The organism is Pseudomonas canadensis, assembly GCF_030980095.1.
Classification (GTDB): Bacteria; Pseudomonadota; Gammaproteobacteria; order Pseudomonadales; family Pseudomonadaceae; genus Aquipseudomonas; species Aquipseudomonas canadensis.
Map to the genome: position 1 here is coordinate 679247 of NZ_CP133298.1, position 18380 is coordinate 697626.

Genomic DNA, 18380 nt, shown 5'->3' on the forward strand with positions numbered 1-18380 from the left:
AAGCCCGCTCACCACATAAGTCAGTCTTCACAGGTATAAGGGGTTGGCGATGTCGAGAGTATTCTTGCAAGCGTTTACCCTGGCCGTCGCGGCATTCCTCGCGGCCTGCTCTCCCATCAAAGTGCTCAATGCACTCACCCCCTCCAACACCTTCACCAAAACCTCGGCCATCGCCTACGGCGATGATCCCCGCCAGAAACTCGATATCTACCGGCCAGCTCCTGCTATCTCCAACGCCCCCGTGGTGGTGTTCTTCTACGGCGGTAGCTGGAACAGCGGCTCCAGGGACGACTATGGTTTCGTCGGCGAAGCCCTGGCCTCGCGCGGCATCGTGGTGGTGATCGCCGATTACCGGCTTTACCCTCAAGTGCGGTATCCCGCCTTCCTCCAAGACAACGCCCACGCCGTTGCCTGGACCTATCAACACATCGCCGAATACGGTGGTGATCCCCAACAGCTCTATGTAATGGGGCATAGCTCCGGCGCCTATAATGCGTCGATGCTGGCGCTGGATGCGCGTTGGCTGAAAGAGGTTGGCCTCACGCCGTCAATCTTCAAAGGCTGGATCGGTCTGGCCGGCCCTTATGACTTCCTGCCAATTGAAAACCCAGAGGTGAGGCCAGTGTTTTTCTTCCCTGATTCACCGCCGGATTCTCAGCCGATCAATCATGTCAGCCGTGAGGCACCCTCCAGCCTCTTGATCGCCTCGACGGACGACAAACTCGTTAATCCCAAGCGCAATACCGGCGGACTGGCAGAGCAATTACGGGCGGTGGGTGTGCCCGTGGAGGAGGTCTACTTCAGCAAGACCAACCATCAGACGCTGGTGGGTGCGATCGCCAAACCCTTGCGTTGGCTGGCACCGGTACTGGAGCGCGTCACAGCCTTTATCCGAGCCACTGGTCCTGCCGGTTCAAGCGCCAGGCAATCGCCCACAAAGTAAGGCTGCGCAGGGCCATGAACAGCAGGAAGGTTATCCACAGCCCGTGGTTACCCAAACCCTGCAACGCCCACGCGAAGGGCAGTGTCAACACGACCGTCAGCAGCATGCCATTGCGCATCTCCCGCGCGCGGGTGGCGCCGATGAACAAGCCGTCGAGCAAGTAACTCCACACCGCAATCAACGGCAGAACCGCCAGATAAGGCAGGTAGAGGTCGGCGGTTTCGCGCACGCTGGGGATGTCGGTCTGCATGGCGATAAACAGGTGGCCGCCGACGGTGAACAGCAGCGCAAAGCCAACGCTGGCGATCAATGACCAGCCGCCGGCCACCACCAATGAACGACGCAAGGCCTGGCGGTCATGGGCACCGATGGCGTGGCCGCACAGGGCTTCGACCGCATGGGCCAATCCATCCAAGGCATGGGCGGTCAGCAGCAGGCCGTTGAGCAGCAGTGCATTGGCCGCCACGGTGGCATCGCCCAGTCGCGCGCCTTGCACCGTGATCATGAAAAACACCGATTGCAGCGCGAGGCTGCGGATAAAAATGTCGCGGTTGACCGCCAGCAGCGGGCGCCAGCTTTCCCACAGCTTCAGCGCCGCCCAGGCGATATGACCAGGGTAGGCGCGCAGGGCTTTTTGCGTCATCGCCAGGCCGAGCAAGGCGCCGGTCCATTCCGCCACGACGGACGCACGCGCCGAACCGACCACACCCCAATCCAGGCCGAGTACGAACCACAGGTTCAGGGCGATGTTGACCAGGTTGGTGGTCAGCAGGATCGCCAGCGGCGCCCGCGCGTTCTGAGTACCGAGAAACCAGCCGACCAATGCGTAGCTGGCCAGGGCGGCCGGTAGGCCGAACAGGCGGGTGTGGAAAAAATCTTGAGTCAGTTGATTGAGTTCGGCAGAGGGCTGCATCCATTCCAGGGCCAGATGGCTCAGCGGAATGCCGACGGTGCCCAACAGCATTGCCAGGCCCAGTGCCAGCAGCAGGCCTTGCAGCAGGATTTGTCGCAGCGCCGCCCCGTCATTGCGTCCGGCAGCCTGGGCGGCGAAACCGGTGGACCCCATGCGCAGGAAACCCATGGCCCAGGCGAGGAAGGTGTACAGGCTGGCGCCGACCGCAACGGCACCCAGCTGGTGCGCGTGGGGCAGATGGCCGATGACCATGCTGTCCACCAGCGCCACCAACGGCACCGAGATATTCGACAGGATCATCGGCGCGGCCAGGGCCCAGACGCGGCGGTGTGTGGGGCGGTGGCGCCAGTCGGTGAGTAAGGTGGGCATGCAGGCTCCTTGGGGGAGCGGCATTGTAACTGGCGGCCCTTGGTTGTGGGATTTGACTTGATCAAGGATGACCTCAGAACCAAACCACCCTCCGTCGGTCAATGTGACCAGCACCGCATCGGCCCCCTGCGGGCTGATATATAGTTCACCTCTCGGACCCCCTCACAAACGAGTGCCCCATGCTTAACAAAGGACTGTTCCTTGCTTGCGCGCTGGCCCTGCTGAGCGCCTGCGATTCCTCCGATAAACCGGCAGCCCCGACCGCTCCCGCAGCGGCAACAGTGGCACCCAAACCGGCCAAGGCCGCGGTGGATGTGGCGGCGCTGAAGCAGCGCTACGCCGGGCGTGAGTTGAGTGTGGTGGACGTGTCCGAAGTGCAGCTCGACGGCGCCAGCACGCTTTCTGTGAGCTTTTCCATTCCACTGGATCCCGATCAGAAATTCGCCGACAAACTTCACCTGGTGGACAGCAAGTCCGGCAAGGTCGATGGCGCCTGGGAAATCTCCGATAACCTGATGGAATTGCGCCTGCGCCACCTGGAGCCACAGCGCAAGCTGGTGCTGACAGTCGACGCCGGTGTGAAGGCGGTCAACGACAACACGCTCGCCGCCGAATACACCGCCCGCCTGGAAACTCGCGACCTGCAAGCCACCGTCGGCTTTGCCAGCCGTGGCACCTTGCTGCCGACACGCCTGGCCGAAGGCCTGCCGGTGATCGCGTTGAACGTCGACAAGATCGATGTCGAATTCTTCCGCATCAAACCCGAATCCCTGCCTACCTTCCTCGCGCAGTGGGGCCGCAACACCAGCCTGCAAAGCTATGAATCCCGCGAACTGCTGCCCTTGGCCGACTTGGTCTACGGCGGCCGTTTCGACCTGAACCCAGCGCGCAACACCCGCGAAACCCTGTTGCTGCCCATCGCCGGCCTCAAGCAATTGCAGCAGCCGGGCGTGTACCTGGCGGTGATGCGGGCTTCGGGCACCTACAACTATTCCCAGCCGGCCACGCTGTTTACCTTGAGTGATATCGGCCTGTCAGTGCACCGCTACGCCAATCGCCTGGACGTGTTTACCCAGGCGCTGGAAGGCGGCAAGGCACTGGATGGCGTTGACCTCGAAGTGCTCGACGCCGAAGGTCGTGTGCTGGGCCAGGGCAAGACCGAGAAGGGCGGTCACGCCGAGTTGCCTTTGCCGAAAAAGGCTCAGGTGCTGTTGGCCAAGCAGGGCGAACAGACCAGTATGTTGCGCCTCGACAGTGCGGCGCTGGACCTGGCCGAGTTCGACATTGGCGGCCAACCCTCCCACCCTTTGCAGTTCTTTGTGTTTGGCCCGCGCGACCTGTATCGCCCTGGCGAAACCGTGCTGCTCAACGCCCTGCTGCGGGACAAGGACGGCAATGCCGTCAAGCCGCAGCCGGTGAGCGTCGAAGTACGTCGACCGGATGAGCAGGTCAGCCGCAAATTCGTGTGGGACGCCGATGCCTCTGGCCTCTATCAATATCAACTGCAACTGGCCGGCGAAGCACCGACCGGGCGTTGGCAGTTGGTGTTCGACCTGGGTGATGGCAAGCCGCAGCTGTATGAATTCCTTGTCGAAGACTTCCTGCCCGAGCGCCTGGCGCTGGAACTCAAGGGCAGCGACACCCCGTTGAAACCGGCGGATGACGCGGTGATTCAGGTCACCGGCCGTTACCTGTACGGCGCCCCCGCGTCGGGCAATCGTGTCAGCGGCCAAGTCTATGTGCGGCCGTTGCGCGAAGCGGTCAAAGCGCTGCCGGGCTATCAGTTCGGCTCCGTCACCGAAGAAGAACTGAGTCAGGATTTCGAACTGGAAGAAAGCGTGCTCGACGCCAAGGGCCAGGAAGCACTGACTCTGGAAAGCAAATGGGCCGAGGCCAAGTCGCCGCTGCAACTGATCGTGCAGGCCAGCCTGCAAGAGTCGGGTGGACGGCCGATCACCCGGCGCCTGGTGCAGCCGATCTGGCCGGCCGAGCAATTGCCGGGCCTGCGCGGGCTGTTTGACGGCAAGGAAACCAATGGCGACGGCCCGGCGGAATTCGAAGTGCTGCTGGCCAACCAGGACGGGCAGAAACTCGCCGCGCCCAACCTCAAGGTGCGCCTGGTGCGTGAGCGCCGCGACTACTACTGGAACTACTCCGAGAATGATGGCTGGAGCTATCACTTCAACGAGAAATTCCTCAACCTCGACGAACAGAACCTGAACATCAAGGCCGGCGATACCGCCAAGGTCAGCTTCCAGGTGGAGTGGGGTCCTTACCGCGTCGAGGTCGAAGACCCGCAAACCGGCTTGGTCAGCAGCCTGCGTTTCTGGGCCGGCTACCAGGCTCAGGACAACACTGAAGGCGGCGCCGTACGGCCTGATCAAGTCAAGCTGGCGCTGGATAAACCGGCCTATGGCGATGGCGATACGGCCAACGTGACCGTCACGCCGCCGGCGGCCGGTAAGGGCTACCTGCTGGTGGAGTCTGCGGAAGGCCCGTTGTGGTGGCAGGAAATCGACGTGCCGGCCGAGGGCAAAAGCTTCGCCGTGAAGCTCGATCCGAAATGGTCGCGCCATGATTTGTATGTCAGCGCCTTGGTGATCCGCCCCGGCGAGCGCAAAGCCAACATCACGCCTAAACGTGCGGTGGGCCTGCTGCACCTGCCGCTGGATCGCACCCAGCGCAAGCTTGGCGTGACCCTCAGCGCGCCGGAAAAAATGCGTCCCAAACAGCCGCTCACCGTAAAAATCGCCGCCAAGAATGCCGATGGCAGCGTGCCGAAACAGGTGCATGTGCTGGTTGCAGCGGTGGACGTGGGCATCCTGAATATCACCGAATACCCGACGCCGGATCCGTATTCCAGCCTGTTCGGTCGCAAAGCCTACGGCGTGGACCAATTCGATATCTACGGCCAGTTGATCGAAGCCGGCCAGGGCCGATTGGCCAGCCTGGCATTTGGTGGTGATGCGGCGCTGGCCAAAGGCGGCAAGCGCCCGGACACCAGTGTGACCATCGTCGCCCTGCAAAGCGCGCCGGTGACCTTGAATGAGCAAGGCGAGGGCGAAGTCAGCGTCAATATTCCCGACTTCAACGGCGAATTGCGCCTGATGGCCCAGGCCTGGAGCGACGATCGCTACGGCATGGCCGAAGCCAAGACGGTGATTGCCGCACCGCTGATTGCCGAGCTGTCGGCGCCGCGCTTCATGGCGGGCGGTGACCAGACCACGTTGGCGCTGGACCTGTCCAACCTGTCGGGCAAGCCGCAGAAACTCGATGTACAACTGAGCGCCGATGGGCAATTGGAGCTGGTCAGCAGCGGCGCGCAAAGCGTCGAACTCAAGCAAGGCCAGCGCACCACCCTGCGTATCCCGGTGAAAGCCTGGGGCGGGTTAGGGCAGGGTAAGGTCAAGGTGACGGTGAATGGCCTGGACCTGCCGGGCGAGAACCTGCCGCCGTTTACGCGCGAATGGACCTTGGGGGTGCGTCCGGCCTATCCGGCGCTGCTCAAGCACTATCGCGCGGTGCTGAAGGAGCAACCGTGGAGCTTGCCGCCGGGGACGCTGGATCAGTTCGACGCCTCGGGGCGCCAGGCGCTGCTGAGCCTGTCGAGTCGGCCGCCGTTGAACCTCGGCGCGCAGATCAGTGCACTCAAGGCCTACCCCTACGGTTGCCTGGAGCAGACCGCCAGCGGCCTGTATCCGTCGCTGTACGCCGATGATGCGCTGCTCAAGCGCCTGTCGATCAAAGGCGAGTCGGACAGCGAACGCAAACGCAAGATCGAGTTGGGCATCGAGCGCCTGTTGGGCATGCAGCGCTACAACGGCAGCTTCGGGTTGTGGGGCGCGGACGGTGAAGAAGAATACTGGCTGACGGCTTACGTCACCGACTTCCTGTTGCGCGCTCGCGATCAGGGTTTTGCCGTGCCCCCTGAAGCGTTGAAAAAGGCCAGCGAGCGTCTGCTGCGCTACGTGCAGGAACGCAACCTGATTGACGTCGATTACAGCGACAATGCCGACCACACCCGCTTTGCCGTGCAGGCCTACGCCGGTATGGTCCTGTCGCGCAGTCAGCAGGCGCCGTTGGGCGCGTTGCGCAGCATCTTCGAACGTCGTAGCGATGCGCGCTCTGGTCTGCCGCTGGTGCAGTTGGCCATCGCGTTGCAGAAGATGGGCGACCAGCCGCGTGCGGACCAAGCCTTGCTCGCTGGCCTGGCCGCGCAACGCAATGCCAATGAATGGCTGGCCGACTACGGCAGCCCGTTGCGCGACCAGGCGATGATCCTGGCCTTGCTGGAAGAGAACGACTTGGCCAAGGGCAAGCGTGAGGAGCGCTTGTTCACGCTGTCGGATCAACTGGCCGCCAGCCCGTACTTGTCGACCCAGGAGCGCAACTCGCTGTTCCTGGCCGGGGGTCTCGGGTTTGCCAAGCCTGATGCGAACTGGCAGGTGTCATTGACGGGCGGTGGCGGTGTGCAGGAACTGAACACTCAACAGTCGACGCTGGAGTTGGAAGGCAAGTGGCTGTCCAGTGATCTGACGTTGAGCAATCAGGGCGAGACGCCGGTGTACCAGCAACTGACGATTTCGGGTTATCCACAGGTGCCACCGGCACCGGGTGGCGACAACCTGAGCATCCGCCGCGAATACCTGGGCATGAGCGGCCAGCCGTTGAACCTGCGCAGTCTCAACAGTGGCGATCTGGTGTTGGTGCATTTGGCGGTGAGTGCCAAGCAGCGCGTGCCGGATGCGTTGGTGGTGGACCTGTTGCCAGCTGGCCTGGAACTGGAGAACCAGAACCTGGCACAAAGCGCTGCCAGCCTGGAAAACGCCAGCAGCCAAGTGAAGGAGTGGCGTGAGTCGATGCAGAACGCATCGCTCAAGCACCAGGAGTTCCGCGATGACCGCTACGTGGCGGCGATCAACCTCGAAGGCTCCGGCACTACGCACCTGCTGTACCTGGCGCGTGCCGTGACGCCGGGCACTTACCGCGTGCCACCGCCGCAGGTGGAGTCGATGTACCGGCCGAACTGGCAGGCGGTGGGGGAGACGCCGGCGGATCTGGTGATCAAGGGGCGGTGAAGGCCTCAATTTGAATTGGGATCAAATGTGGGAGCGGGCTTGCTCGCGAATGCGCTGGGTCAGTAATAGAGGCGCTAACTGACACTCCGCATTCGCGAGCAAGCCCCCTCCCACAGGGGATTTGTGGTGTTTTTGGGTTAGTGGACGACCCAGCTCAGTAGCCACAGGCCCAACAGCAACCAGATAATCCCCATGATGATCGACGCCCGCATGAAGGCGCGCACCGCCGAGTACAGCAGCATCAGGCCGATGATCAGGGTGATGATGCTGATGATCGAGGTGTCCATGCCCAAGGTGCGGGACAAGCCATCGATGAAGTTGCCGCCGGCATTGGTCAGTGCACCGAACAGGCCGCTGAGGCCGTCGACGATAAAACGGATGACGGAACCGAGCGCCTGGCCCAACCAGCCGAAAAAGCTTTCTACCTGCATATGTGTGTCCTGATGAGAAGGTGGGCGAATCTGTGCCTTTGGTTGTTATTGCAACAGGCTAGTTCCCTACCAGCATAGAGGTTTGCCCGTTTGAGTTTGCGTTTAGTTGCCCGTTGGACCTTGGCCAGCCTTTTGTTAGTGGTGGCCTTGCTGTGGCTGGCCGACCGCATCTGGCCTCTCCCGTTGCCCAAGGATGACCTGGCGCGTGTGGTACTGGCCGAGGATGGCACGCCGTTGTGGCGGTTTGCCGATGCCAATGGCGTGTGGCGCTACCCGGTGCAAACCAGCGAAGTGTCGCCGTATTACCTGGACGCGCTGCTGACTTATGAGGACCGTTGGTTCTACCAGCATCCCGGTGTGAATCCGCTGGCGCTGGCGCGTGCGACCTGGCAGAACCTTACGGGCACGCGGGTGGTATCGGGCGGCAGCACCTTGTCGATGCAGGTGGCGCGGTTGCTGGATCCGCATTCGCGCACCTTCCATGGCAAGTTGCGCCAGTTGTGGCGCACGGTGCAGTTGGAATGGCACCTGTCCAAGGCCGAAATCCTCAACCTCTACCTGAACCGCGCGCCGTTCGGAGGTACGTTGCAGGGCGTGGCGGCGGCCAGTTGGGCCTACCTGGGCAAATCCCCTGCGCAACTGACCCACGCCGAAGCCGCCTTGCTCGCCGTTCTGCCCCAGGCGCCCAGCCGTTTGCGCCCGGATCGCCATCCCCAGCGCGCCCAGGAAGCCCGCGACAAAGTCTTGCGCCGCCTCGCGGAGTTCCAGGTCTGGCCGCAGTCTGCCGTCGATGAAGCCCTGGAAGAACCGTTGCTGCTCGCCCCACGCCTGGAGCCGAGCTTGGCGCCGTTGCTCGCGCGGCGCCTGAATCGTCCCGACAGCCCGCCGCTGATCCGCACCACTCTGGATGCCACCTTGCAACGCCGTCTTGAAGACCTGCTGCTGGGGTGGCGCGCGCGGCTGCCGGAACATACCTCCGCTGCCATTCTTGTGGTGGAGGAGGAAAGCATGGCCGTGCGCGCTTACCTCGGCTCGGTGGACATCAACGATGCCAAGCGCTTCGGTCACGTGGACATGATCAGCGCCTTGCGTTCGCCGGGCTCCACGTTGAAACCGTTTCTCTATGGCATGGCCCTGGATGACGGCCTGATCCACTCCGAATCCCTGTTGCAGGACGTGCCCCGGCGTTATGGCGATTACCGGCCGGGCAACTTCTCCATGGGCTTTACCGGTGCGGTGCCGGCGAGTACGGCGCTGTCGAGTTCGCTCAACCTGCCGGCGGTGCAGTTGCTGGAAGCGTATGGGCCCAAGCGCTTTGCCGCCGAAATGCGCATCGGCGGCGTGCCTTTGACATTACCGGCGCTGGCCGAGCCAAACCTGGCACTGATCCTGGGCGGCGCAGGCAGTCGTCTCGAAGACCTGGTAAGCGGCTACAGCGCCTTCGCCCGGGACGGCAGGAGCGCCACGATCCGATTGCAGCCGGACGATACGCTCAGGGAGCGGCCGTTACTGTCCCCAGGGTCCGCCTGGATTGTGCGGCGTATCCTCAGCGGCCAGGCGCGGCCCGACCGTGACCCGCGTGCCGAGCTGGTGCAACGCCCGGTGCTGGCTTGGAAAACCGGCACCAGCTACGGTTTTCGCGATGCCTGGGCCATTGGCGTGGGCCCGCGTTATCTGATCGGCGTGTGGATCGGCCGCCCGGACGGCACGCCAGTGCCGGGCCAGTTCGGCCTGGCCTCGGCAGCGCCGTTGATGTTGCAGGTGCACGATGTGCTGACTAACCGCGACAGCCAGCGCGGTATCAGCGCCCCCGTGAAACCGGTGCCGGCCAATGTCGGCGTGGCGGCGATCTGTTGGCCGCTGGGCCAGCCCATGAGCCGCAGCGATCCCAATTGCCGCCGCCAGCGTTTTGCCTGGACCCTGGATCACACCACGCCGCCGACGTTGCAGGCACTGGATCAGCCGTTGAGCGTGGGCTTGATGGAAAGCGTCTGGGTCAATGCCAAGGGCTTGCGGGTCGACGCCCATTGCCCCGGCGCCGAGCCGAAAAACATCGCCTTGTGGCCCGCACCGCTGGAACCCTGGCTGCCACGGGCCGAACGCCGCGAAGCGCGCATCCCGGCCGCCGACCCCGATTGCCCGCCTCCGGCATTGGCCGCGTCGTCACCGCTGTCGATTGTCGGCGTGCGCGAAGGCGACCAATTGCGCCTGCCCGCCACCAGCCAACAGGCCCTGCGCCTGAAAATCTCCGCCTTGGGCGGCAGCGGCCGGCGCTGGTGGTTCCTTAATGGTGCGCCGTTGGGGGACAGCGCCAACCAGGACTTTATCAACGCCAGTTTCGAGCGCCTGGGCCGCTACCAGCTCAGCGTCCTCGATGAAGCCGGTCAAACGGCCCGGCTTGAGTTCAGCGTCGTCGATTGAATCGCCATCGTTGGCAAGCCGGCTCCTACAAGGGAACGCATTCCAAACCGTGGGAGCCGGATTGCCGGCGATAGCGGCCTAAAGGTTCACTTGCCTTCAAGGCTAATCCCCCCGAAGCTATCCACCTTCAGGAGTACCGCATGAACCTCGAACACCTCACCGAACGTCTGCACCGCATCCGCGATAACAACGACTGGAAGCAGTTCCACAGCCCGAAAAACCTGGCCATGGCCGCCAGCGTGGAAATGGCCGAGCTGGTGGAAATCTTCCAATGGCTGACCGAAGACCAGTCGCGCCAGTTGCCGGCCGACACACTCGCCCATGCCGGGCAGGAAGTCGGCGATATCGTGTTGTACCTGCTGTTGCTGTGCAGCGAGTTGGGTCTGGACATGAACGAGGTGGTGCGCGCCAAGTTGGCCGACAGTGAACGGCGGTTTGCCCATGAGTGATCGTCATTTCGACCAACTGGCTACGCGTTTCGCCGAAAAAATCTACGGCGGTGCCAAAGGCGCGATCCGCCTGGCGGTGCTCCAGGCCGACCTGACCGAAGCGCTGCCGAAACGCCCTTTGCGCGTGCTGGATATCGGCGCGGGCCTGGGCCATATGTCGCTGTGGTTGGCCGAACAAGGCCATGAGGTCACCCTGGCCGAGCCCGCTGAGCCGATGTTGGAAGGCGCCCGTCAACGTTTCGCGGATGCCGGGCAAACCGCCACCTTTATTCATGCGCCGTGGCAAGACCTGCTCGGCCAACTCACCGAACCCTATGACTTGGTGTTGTGCCATGCAGTACTGGAATGGCTGGCCGAGCCCCATGCAATCCTGCCGGTTTTGCACCAACTCACGGTACCTGGCGGCTGGCTGTCGCTGGCCTTCTACAACCGCGATGCGCTGATTTACCGCAACCTGCTCAAAGGCCACTTCCGCAAAATGCGCAAGAATGACATGGCCGGCGAAAAGCAGAGCCTGACGCCGCAACAACCCCTCGATCCCCGTGAGTTGGCGGCGCAACTCGAAGGCCTTTGGCAGGTCGAAAGCCAAAGCGGCGTGCGGGTGTTCCACGACTATATGCCGGTAGAATTCCAGGCCCGCGCCGATTTGCAGGACCTTTTGGAGATGGAACTCGCTCACCGTCGTCACCCAAGCTTTGCCGGACTTGGGCGTTATTTGCACTGGATTTGCCGTCCGGTTTAAGCGGCCCAGTCTGCGGAGGTCGAAATGCGTCGTCTCTGTTTGATCCTGTTGTCCCTGGGTTTGGGCGCGTGTTCCAGCCCAAACCCCTATGTTGCTGCTTCGGCGCCGATTCCTCCGGCGCCGCCCCAGGCGGCCAACACCTTTGATGCCAGCGCCTACCCGGCGCCCGTGCGCGACTACGGCGCCTACCGCAATTGGGCCTGGCGCAACGGCCAGTTGCCGGCGGGCACGGCCTGGGCGGATTCGGCGCAGATTGCCGAAGCGGTCAGCGGTGCCCTTGATCAACGCGGGCTGCGCCCGTTGCATGACAATCGCCCGGCAGACCTTTTTGTCAGCGCCGATGTGCGCCTGGAGAAGCGCCTCAAGCAGGTCCAGGATGACTACGGCTACGGTTATGGCGGCTACAACCGCTATGGCAATGGTTACGGCATGTACAACTCGGTGCCGATCGTGCGCACCTATGAAGTGCAGGTCGTGGTGGTTCGCGTCAATCTGTTCGATGCCCGCACCGGCCAGCCGGTGTGGAGTGCCAGTACGGAAACCGGCAGCCAGGGAAGCCTCAGTGAGCGGGGAGATGCCTTGCGCCAGGCGGTGCAAAAGGCAATGACGGCTTATCCTCCCAGTTAACAGCTATTCTCATCTTTAGCGCGGTCGCTCTTTGGAGAAAAACCATGTTTCGTCGTATCGCTACGCTTGCTCTTGTAGTGCTGCTGGGCGGTTGCCAGACCAGCCAGGTCAACCACGATTTCGACGCCAGCCGGGATTTTGGTGCCTACCGCAGTTGGGCCTGGAAAGACCCGGCGTTGCAATATCGTCCGGATGATCCGCGCATCAAGAGCGACCTGACCGAACAGCGCATCCGCCAGGCCGTGGGTGAACAACTCGACCAGCGCGGCCTGCGCCCAGCGGCGCCGGGCAGCAAGGCTGACCTGAACGTGCAGGCCTACCTGATCGTGGAGGACCGCCAGCAGCAAGTCACCACCAACTACGGCGGCGCCTGGGGCGGCCCATGGAACGGCTATTGGGGCGCGCCGATGTACAACGAGACGCGCAACATCACCTACAAAGTCGCCACCATCCAGATCGACCTGCTCGACGGCAAGGACGGCAAATTGGTGTGGCGCGGCAGCGACGAACAGATGATGGCCACTTCGCCCAACCCCCAGGACCGTGACAAAGCCATCCGCACCACCGTCACCCGCGTCCTCTCCAGCTACCCTCCACACTAGAAATACCTTCCGCCAGTCGTCAATGTGGCGACTGGCCAGCGCACACCTGAAGCCTTGTCTACACTCCAATTCAATTACGGAGAGTAAGCGCTAAGGAGTGCCTGATGTCTCCCCGACTTGGTTCCCGGCAGCGTGGTGCGATTGGCTTGATGGCGGCAGGCACCTTGGCGGTGGCCATGGTGTTCATGCTGTTGGCGCTGGACAGCGGTCGCCTGTACCTGGAAAAGCGCAGGTTGCAGTCCATCGCCGACACAGCGGCGTTGGAAGCCGCCGGTCGTGGCGGCCAGTGCACGCCCACTTCCACGGCCAATGACTACGCCAAGGAAAACGCCGCGCGCAACGGCTTTACCGTGGTCGCCGGGGACAACAGCCGGGGCCTGGCCGTGACCTGCGGCACCTTGCCCACCAATGCCAGCAATATCCGTGTGTTCGTCGCCGACGCGACCAAGAACGACGCCGTGCGCGTGGTCGCAACGCGCAGTGTGATGACCAGTCTCGCCAACGGCATCTGGAACATGTTCAGCGGTGCACCGGTTGCCGCCCAGACGATATTGAGTGCCACCGCCGTGGCTGCGGCTGCGCCCCCGGTAGCGCAACTGACCATTCGCAGCGGCCTGGCCTCCGTGAATTCGGCCAATTCCCCGTTGCTGAACATGGTTGTCGGCAATCTATTGGGCGGCAGCCTGTCCCTGACGGCCGCAGGCTGGAATGGCTTGCTGACGACGAACGTGAACCTGCTCAGTTATCTGGATCAGTTGGCGATTCAGTTGAACGTGAAGGCGGGTGACTACGACGCACTGCTGAGTACCGCCGTTTCCGCCAGCCAGTTGCTCGACGCCGCCGTGAAGGTCCTGCAAAAAAACGGCGCGGTCGCCACGGCGGTCATCAACGATCTGATTACCGTGAAAGCCATCGCGCCGAATACCCAGCTCTTGACGGTTGGAGACTTGCTGAAAGTCGCCACCGGAACGCCGGCGGCGGCCTTGAATACCAGTGTGCAGTTGTTTCAGTTGCTGGAGACCGTGGCGCAGCTCTCCAGCAGCAAAAGTGCGGTCAGTGCGGCAGCCCAGGTGAATATTCCGCTGGTAGGCACTGTCTCGATCCAGACCAAAGTCATTGAACCCCCGCAATTGTCGGCGATTGGCAATCCACTAAAGGCCAAGGCGGGGCTGTTGAATAATCCGCCGACGGATCAGATTTTTGTTCGAACCGCCCAGGTACGCACCTTGGTCACGATTGATGCGCCGATCATCAAGGTGGTGTCGGGGGTTTCATCCATTCTGAGCGGGCTTGCGACGCCGGTATCCAAGGTGGTCGGTGGTTTATTGAACTTGAATCTTCTGGATGTGGTGGCCGGTGTCGTGTGCTTAGTGGGGTGTAATGTCGCTGACGTGGATATCACCCAGACCTTGTCCATCTATATCGAGGCGGCCAGTGCAGAGAGCCACGTCACAGACTTCAGTTGCGCCACGCCGGCCACCAAGTCGTTGACGGTGCAGGCCACCACTTCACTCGCCACCTTGGGCGTGGGTTATGTTGATCCGGTGTCGGCATTTTCATCGTCTGCGCCAGTGAATGTGCAGCCGGTGAGGCTGATCGACTTTGGCCAACGCTTTTGCCTGCTGACGTTGGTGTGTGGTCCGCGCACACCCGGCGTTGGCGGCGGCCTGAATCTGAGAGCGTTGTCCACCATAGGCGCGCAAACCAATACGTTGGTGTTTAATCCGGTGAATGACATCAACGCGGCAACGATCTACAAAAAACCACCCGGCACTGCCGATATCCTGTTTAGCCTGGGCAATACCCTGAACGGTCTGCAGGTCACCTACGTGCCGCCCAGCGGCAGTACACCCAACCCGGCGAATGGCACCGTTACCAACGCGCTGGCGACCATCATCAGTTCGGTGGTGGGCCTTGTCCAAAACGTCCTGTCGCCGATACTCGATCCCATCGTCAACACACTGCTCTCGGCGTTGGGCATCAGCCTGGGCAACGCCGAAGTCGGCGCCAATCTCAGTTGCCACATGGGCCGCGCCTATCTGGTGATCTAACCCACCGGCAACTCCACACAAAACCTCGCGCCGTGCTCGCCATTGGCGACGCTGAGGCGTCCGCCCATGTTTTCGACGATCCCATAGCTCACCGACAAGCCCAACCCCGTGCCCACGCCGATGGGCTTGGTGGTGAAAAACGGCTCGAAAATCCGCTCCAGCAACCGTGGGTCAATGCCGCCACCGTTATCTTCAACCCAGATGCGCACATGCCGGCTGTCATGCTCGCAGTGCAGGGCGATCCACGGGCGGAACCCGGGATCCTTTTCGCGCTTGCTCAACAACGCATCACGGGCGTTGACCATCAGGTTGATCAGCACTTGCTCAAGCTGGTCGACATGCCCTTTGACCTGCACCTTGAAGTCCGCAGGTGTGATGCGCAGCTCCACGCCCTTGCCGCGCAGGCCTTCACCGAGCAGCGACAAGGTGCCTTCCACTGCCTGCGACGGGTCGAAGGGCTGTTGTTCGATTTCCGAGCGGCGGCCGAACACGCGCATGTGGTCCACCACCCGCGCCGCGCGCTGGACCTGGGTGTCGATGCGCTGGAGCTTTTCGGTGAGGTAGTCGACTTGCGCATCGCCGTTGCTCAGGCGCTTGAGCACATTGACGATGGCCATGCGCATCACGTTCAGCGGCTGGTTGATCTCATGGGCCAGGCCGGTGGCCATTTCGCCAAGGGTGGCCATCTTGGCGCTTTGGGTCAGTTGCTGCTGGGAGCGGCGCACTTCGGTGTTGTCGCGGCCCACCGCTTGCACCTCCACCAGTGTGCCCTGTTCGTCGAACACGCCACGGTCCGACCACACCCACCAGGCATGTTCGCGGCCGGGCAATTCCAGGCTGATCTCGGCGGTGCTGACCGGGAATTCCGGGGTCAGTTGTTCGATGCGCTGTACAAAGGCCTGGCGTTGTTCGTCCGACAGCCAGTGCCCCAGGTTCAGCCCCGGTAATTGCGCCGGCAGGCATTCCAGGTAGTTGGCCAGCGGTGTATTGCCGAAGGTCAGGGTCAGGTCAGGGCGATAGCGACAGATCATCGCCGGAGAGTCCTCGACCAGGATGCGGTAGCGTTCTTCGCTCTGTTTGATCTGCTCGGCCGCCAGGGTCGCCTCGGTCACATCCAGCCATAAACCGACGGCTTCGACCGGCAGGCCGAGGTCGTCGCGCAACAGCTTGGCTTCGTCCAGCAGCCAATGGTAATGGTCTTGTTTATCACGCAGACGGTAGCGGCTGCGTACGCTGCCTTCACGCAGGAGTTGGCGGCTGCGCTCGAAGTACAGCTCGCGGTCTTCGGGGTGGATCAGTGATGCCAGGTTGTCAGGGGTGCAGTCGGCCAGGGTCCAACCCAGCAGCGGCAGCAAGCTGTCGCTGAAGAACGCCGGGAGCAGGGCGCCGCTGACATAACGTTGCACGTAGATCACCGCCGGCGAGCTGGCGATCAGGTTGTCCAGGCGCGCATGGGCGGCGTCGGCTTGCAGTTGCTGGTTCTTGATGTCGCTGATGTCGAGCATGAAGCCGATCCAGCGCCGGTTGTCACCCACGCCCAACACCTGGCCCTGGACGCGATACCACAGGGGGTTGTGCTCGGCGTCGGTACGCTGCAGGCGCACGCTGGTCAGCAAGGGTTTGCCCAAGGCTTGCAGGTCGTGCAGACGGCTGTTGAGCGCCTGGCGGTCGGCGGGATGGATCAGTTCAAGCCACTGGTCCAGCGGCTGGCGGGTCGGGCCGTCTTCCAGGCTGAGATTGTGCAGCAACTGCGGGGCCAACTGGATCTCCTGAGTGGCTGGCAGCAGTTCCCACCAGCCGGTGCCGAGCAGGCCTTGCAGGGCTTCCATGCGGTCAAGCTGTTGGTGGTTGCGTTGCTCGCGCAGGCGACTCAGCAGCGGGGCGGCGAGGGCGGCGGTGAGGTTCAACCAGTCCCGTTCGCTAGTGTGTTGCTGGCCGCTGTAGAACCCGCAGAGCAACCACGCGGCGACGCCCTGGCTGTCACGATAAGGCACCAGGAATCCATCGGCATTCCCGAAAATGCTCTGCAGCCGCGGGTTGTCACTGCGCTCCTGGGCCAGGCTCAACGGCGTATTGCCATTGGCACTGTCCAGGCTGATGCCCAAGGACTGGCCGGTCTGCCACAAGGTGGGCGCATCGTGGGCGGCGTAGTGGCTGTAGATCCGCCAGCCCTGGTCTTCTTCATCGAGCAAGGCCATGGCCACGCAGGGGATTCGCCAGCGCTGGGCCAGGCTGCGCAGGTGTTCGTTGAACACCTCGGGCAGGCGGGTCAGGCTGCATACCCGCAGTTGTTCGCTCATCTGGCAGGCGAGTTGATGGTTCTGTTCGCGGTGCTGGGCCAGTTGCCGGCTGGCCAGCAAGTCGCTGACGTCCTGCAGGCGCAAGCACCAGCCATCGCCCTCGGGTTCGACCCAGCCACGGGTGTGCAGGATCTGGCCGGCGGCGCCTTGAAAGTCCAGGTCCAGGCTCTGGCGTTGCCAGTCGGCGGGGGGGCCTTCGATGCTCAAGGCGCTGCTGGCACATAACAGCTCGCGCAGCAGCGGTCGGGCTTCATGCGGCGCGAGCAGTGAGCGCAGGGTGCCATTGATGCCCAGCACGTGGCCCAGCGCGTCCAGTTGCAGGTGCAGCCCTGGCGTGGGGGCGCCGGGCATGTCGAGTGTGAGCGCGCTGCTGCGGCCGAGCAGTCGCCCGAAGAGCTTGTCCCCCGAGGTCAAAGCTGCAGACTCGAACTGACCAACAGGTTCGCCGGCAGATTCGGCACGGTGCCAATGACCGGCAACACCAGCGCCGGGAACACCGAATAGAGGCGGCTGGAGGGGTATTTGATCGTGACTTTCAGCGTGGTGCCGGTGCCGGCGTAGGTGGCGGTGACCAGGTCATCGGTAAACTGGAAGCTGGTCGGGATCCATTGCAACTGTTTTAAGGCGGTGGTTTTGGCGAGGGTGGTCACCTGGTTGGTATAAGCGGAACCGGCAGCTACCGGGTCCACCGACATGGCCTGGCGCACGCCCTCAGCCGCCGCCTGGTTGAACGACTGCAACATCAGCAGCGGCAGGCTATAGCTGATCAACCCATAGAACACCGCAAAAAAGATCCCGAAGACCAGGGCGAACTCAATCGCCGCTGCACCTTTTTGCTTTCTAGGGAGGCCTGTTTTCATGACTGCGTCTACCCTGACGGCTACTACTTGATATCAGCATAGAATCAATCAGCGAAAAGGGATGTTTTTTACGTGATTCATAGCGCGGTGATACTGCTCTGGCTGGGGCTCTGTGCGTTGCAGGACATGCGTCAACGGCAAATCGCCAACAGCTTGACCCTCGGAGTGGCGCTGTTGGCGTTGATTTACCTGTTGTGGAGGGGCACGACCTGGCTGGGGGCACCCGCTGGCGACGGAGGCTGGGCCTTTGCCGTGGCCCTGCTGCTGACCTTGCCGGGCTATGCACTGGGCCGCTTTGGCGCGGGGGATGTGAAGCTGTTGGCCGCGCTGGCCCTGGCGAGCAATCTGGATGCTTTGTTATGGTCGTTGATCGGTGCCGCCGTGTTCCAGGGCGCCTGGGTGCTTATCCATCAAAGGTTTAGCGCGCACCGAGAGGTACCTTCACCGGGCGTGTCAACAAAGCAGCCTTTTGCCCCCTTTGTATTGACAGGATTTGTGCTGTACTGGCTTTGGATCCATTAGTCGCACAAGGCCTCTATCGCTATGTACATAGTCGGAAAGTAGGTCTACGTTTATTGAGTAGATGTGTAGGAT

At 62.5% G+C, this 18380-nt stretch carries 13 protein-coding genes; 9 read left to right on the top strand and 4 right to left on the bottom strand.

Annotated features, from left to right (window positions below; all coding sequences use genetic code 11):
* Positions 1–49: 49 nt before the first annotated feature.
* Complete coding sequence (locus RB216_RS02985; protein WP_028615583.1) at positions 50–943, top strand: alpha/beta hydrolase; 894 nt, start codon at positions 50–52, stop codon at positions 941–943.
* Here the strand turns inward: RB216_RS02985 and RB216_RS02990 are convergent.
* The gene (locus RB216_RS02990) at positions 888–2225 is read right to left on the bottom strand and encodes an MATE family efflux transporter (RefSeq protein WP_028615584.1); all 1338 of its coding nucleotides are present in this window, start codon (positions 2223–2225) and stop codon (positions 888–890) included. The two genes, RB216_RS02985 and RB216_RS02990, sit on opposite strands and share 56 nt — an antisense overlap.
* Before the next feature lie 179 nt (positions 2226–2404).
* On the opposite strand from RB216_RS02990, the gene RB216_RS02995 reads away from it, so the two are divergent.
* Positions 2405–7303, top strand: a complete 4899-nt coding sequence (locus RB216_RS02995) for an alpha-2-macroglobulin (RefSeq protein WP_308908298.1) — start codon at positions 2405–2407, stop codon at positions 7301–7303.
* A gap of 137 nt (positions 7304–7440) precedes the next feature.
* Here the strand turns inward: RB216_RS02995 and RB216_RS03000 are convergent, their stop codons facing one another.
* Entirely contained in the window at positions 7441–7734 is a 294-nt protein-coding gene (locus RB216_RS03000) for a hypothetical protein (RefSeq protein WP_012722009.1), read from the bottom strand.
* A gap of 90 nt (positions 7735–7824) precedes the next feature.
* Here RB216_RS03000 and pbpC point away from each other — a divergent pair, with 90 nt between their 5' ends.
* From pbpC to RB216_RS03030, 6 genes are all read left to right on the top strand, one after another.
* Positions 7825–10155 carry a peptidoglycan glycosyltransferase PbpC gene (pbpC, locus tag RB216_RS03005; RefSeq protein WP_308908299.1) on the top strand — a complete coding sequence of 777 codons (2331 nt, stop codon included), beginning with the start codon at positions 7825–7827 and terminating at the stop codon, positions 10153–10155.
* A 140-nt stretch (positions 10156–10295) separates the two neighbouring features.
* The gene (locus RB216_RS03010; protein WP_016977009.1) at positions 10296–10604 is read left to right on the top strand and encodes a MazG-like family protein; all 309 of its coding nucleotides are present in this window, start codon (positions 10296–10298) and stop codon (positions 10602–10604) included.
* Positions 10597–11346: a methyltransferase gene (locus RB216_RS03015; protein ID WP_010213471.1), complete on the top strand. Its 750-nt coding sequence runs from the start codon at positions 10597–10599 to the stop codon at positions 11344–11346. The genes RB216_RS03010 and RB216_RS03015 overlap by 8 nt, the downstream gene beginning before the upstream one ends.
* 24 nt (positions 11347–11370) lie before the next feature.
* Positions 11371–11973, top strand: a complete 603-nt coding sequence (locus tag RB216_RS03020; protein WP_308908300.1) for a DUF4136 domain-containing protein — start codon at positions 11371–11373, stop codon at positions 11971–11973.
* A 44-nt stretch (positions 11974–12017) separates the two neighbouring features.
* The gene (locus RB216_RS03025; protein WP_028615587.1) at positions 12018–12575 is read left to right on the top strand and encodes a DUF4136 domain-containing protein; all 558 of its coding nucleotides are present in this window, start codon (positions 12018–12020) and stop codon (positions 12573–12575) included.
* 104 nt (positions 12576–12679) lie between these two features.
* Entirely contained in the window at positions 12680–14626 is a 1947-nt protein-coding gene (locus tag RB216_RS03030; RefSeq protein WP_068931566.1) for a pilus assembly protein TadG-related protein, read from the top strand.
* Here the strand turns inward: RB216_RS03030 and RB216_RS03035 are convergent.
* Both RB216_RS03035 and RB216_RS03040 read right to left on the bottom strand, forming a co-directional pair.
* A complete protein-coding gene (locus RB216_RS03035; RefSeq protein WP_028615589.1) occupies positions 14623–17340 on the bottom strand; it encodes a PAS domain-containing sensor histidine kinase in 2718 nt (905 codons plus the stop codon). The genes RB216_RS03030 and RB216_RS03035 overlap by 4 nt on opposite strands.
* A complete protein-coding gene (locus RB216_RS03040) occupies positions 17337–17786 on the bottom strand; it encodes a TadE/TadG family type IV pilus assembly protein (RefSeq protein ID WP_028615590.1) in 450 nt (149 codons plus the stop codon). Before RB216_RS03040 ends, RB216_RS03035 begins: the two co-directional genes overlap by 4 nt.
* A gap of 72 nt (positions 17787–17858) precedes the next feature.
* Here RB216_RS03040 and RB216_RS03045 point away from each other — a divergent pair, with 72 nt between their 5' ends.
* The gene (locus RB216_RS03045; protein WP_028615591.1) at positions 17859–18308 is read left to right on the top strand and encodes a prepilin peptidase; all 450 of its coding nucleotides are present in this window, start codon (positions 17859–17861) and stop codon (positions 18306–18308) included.
* Positions 18309–18380 lie beyond the last annotated feature (72 nt).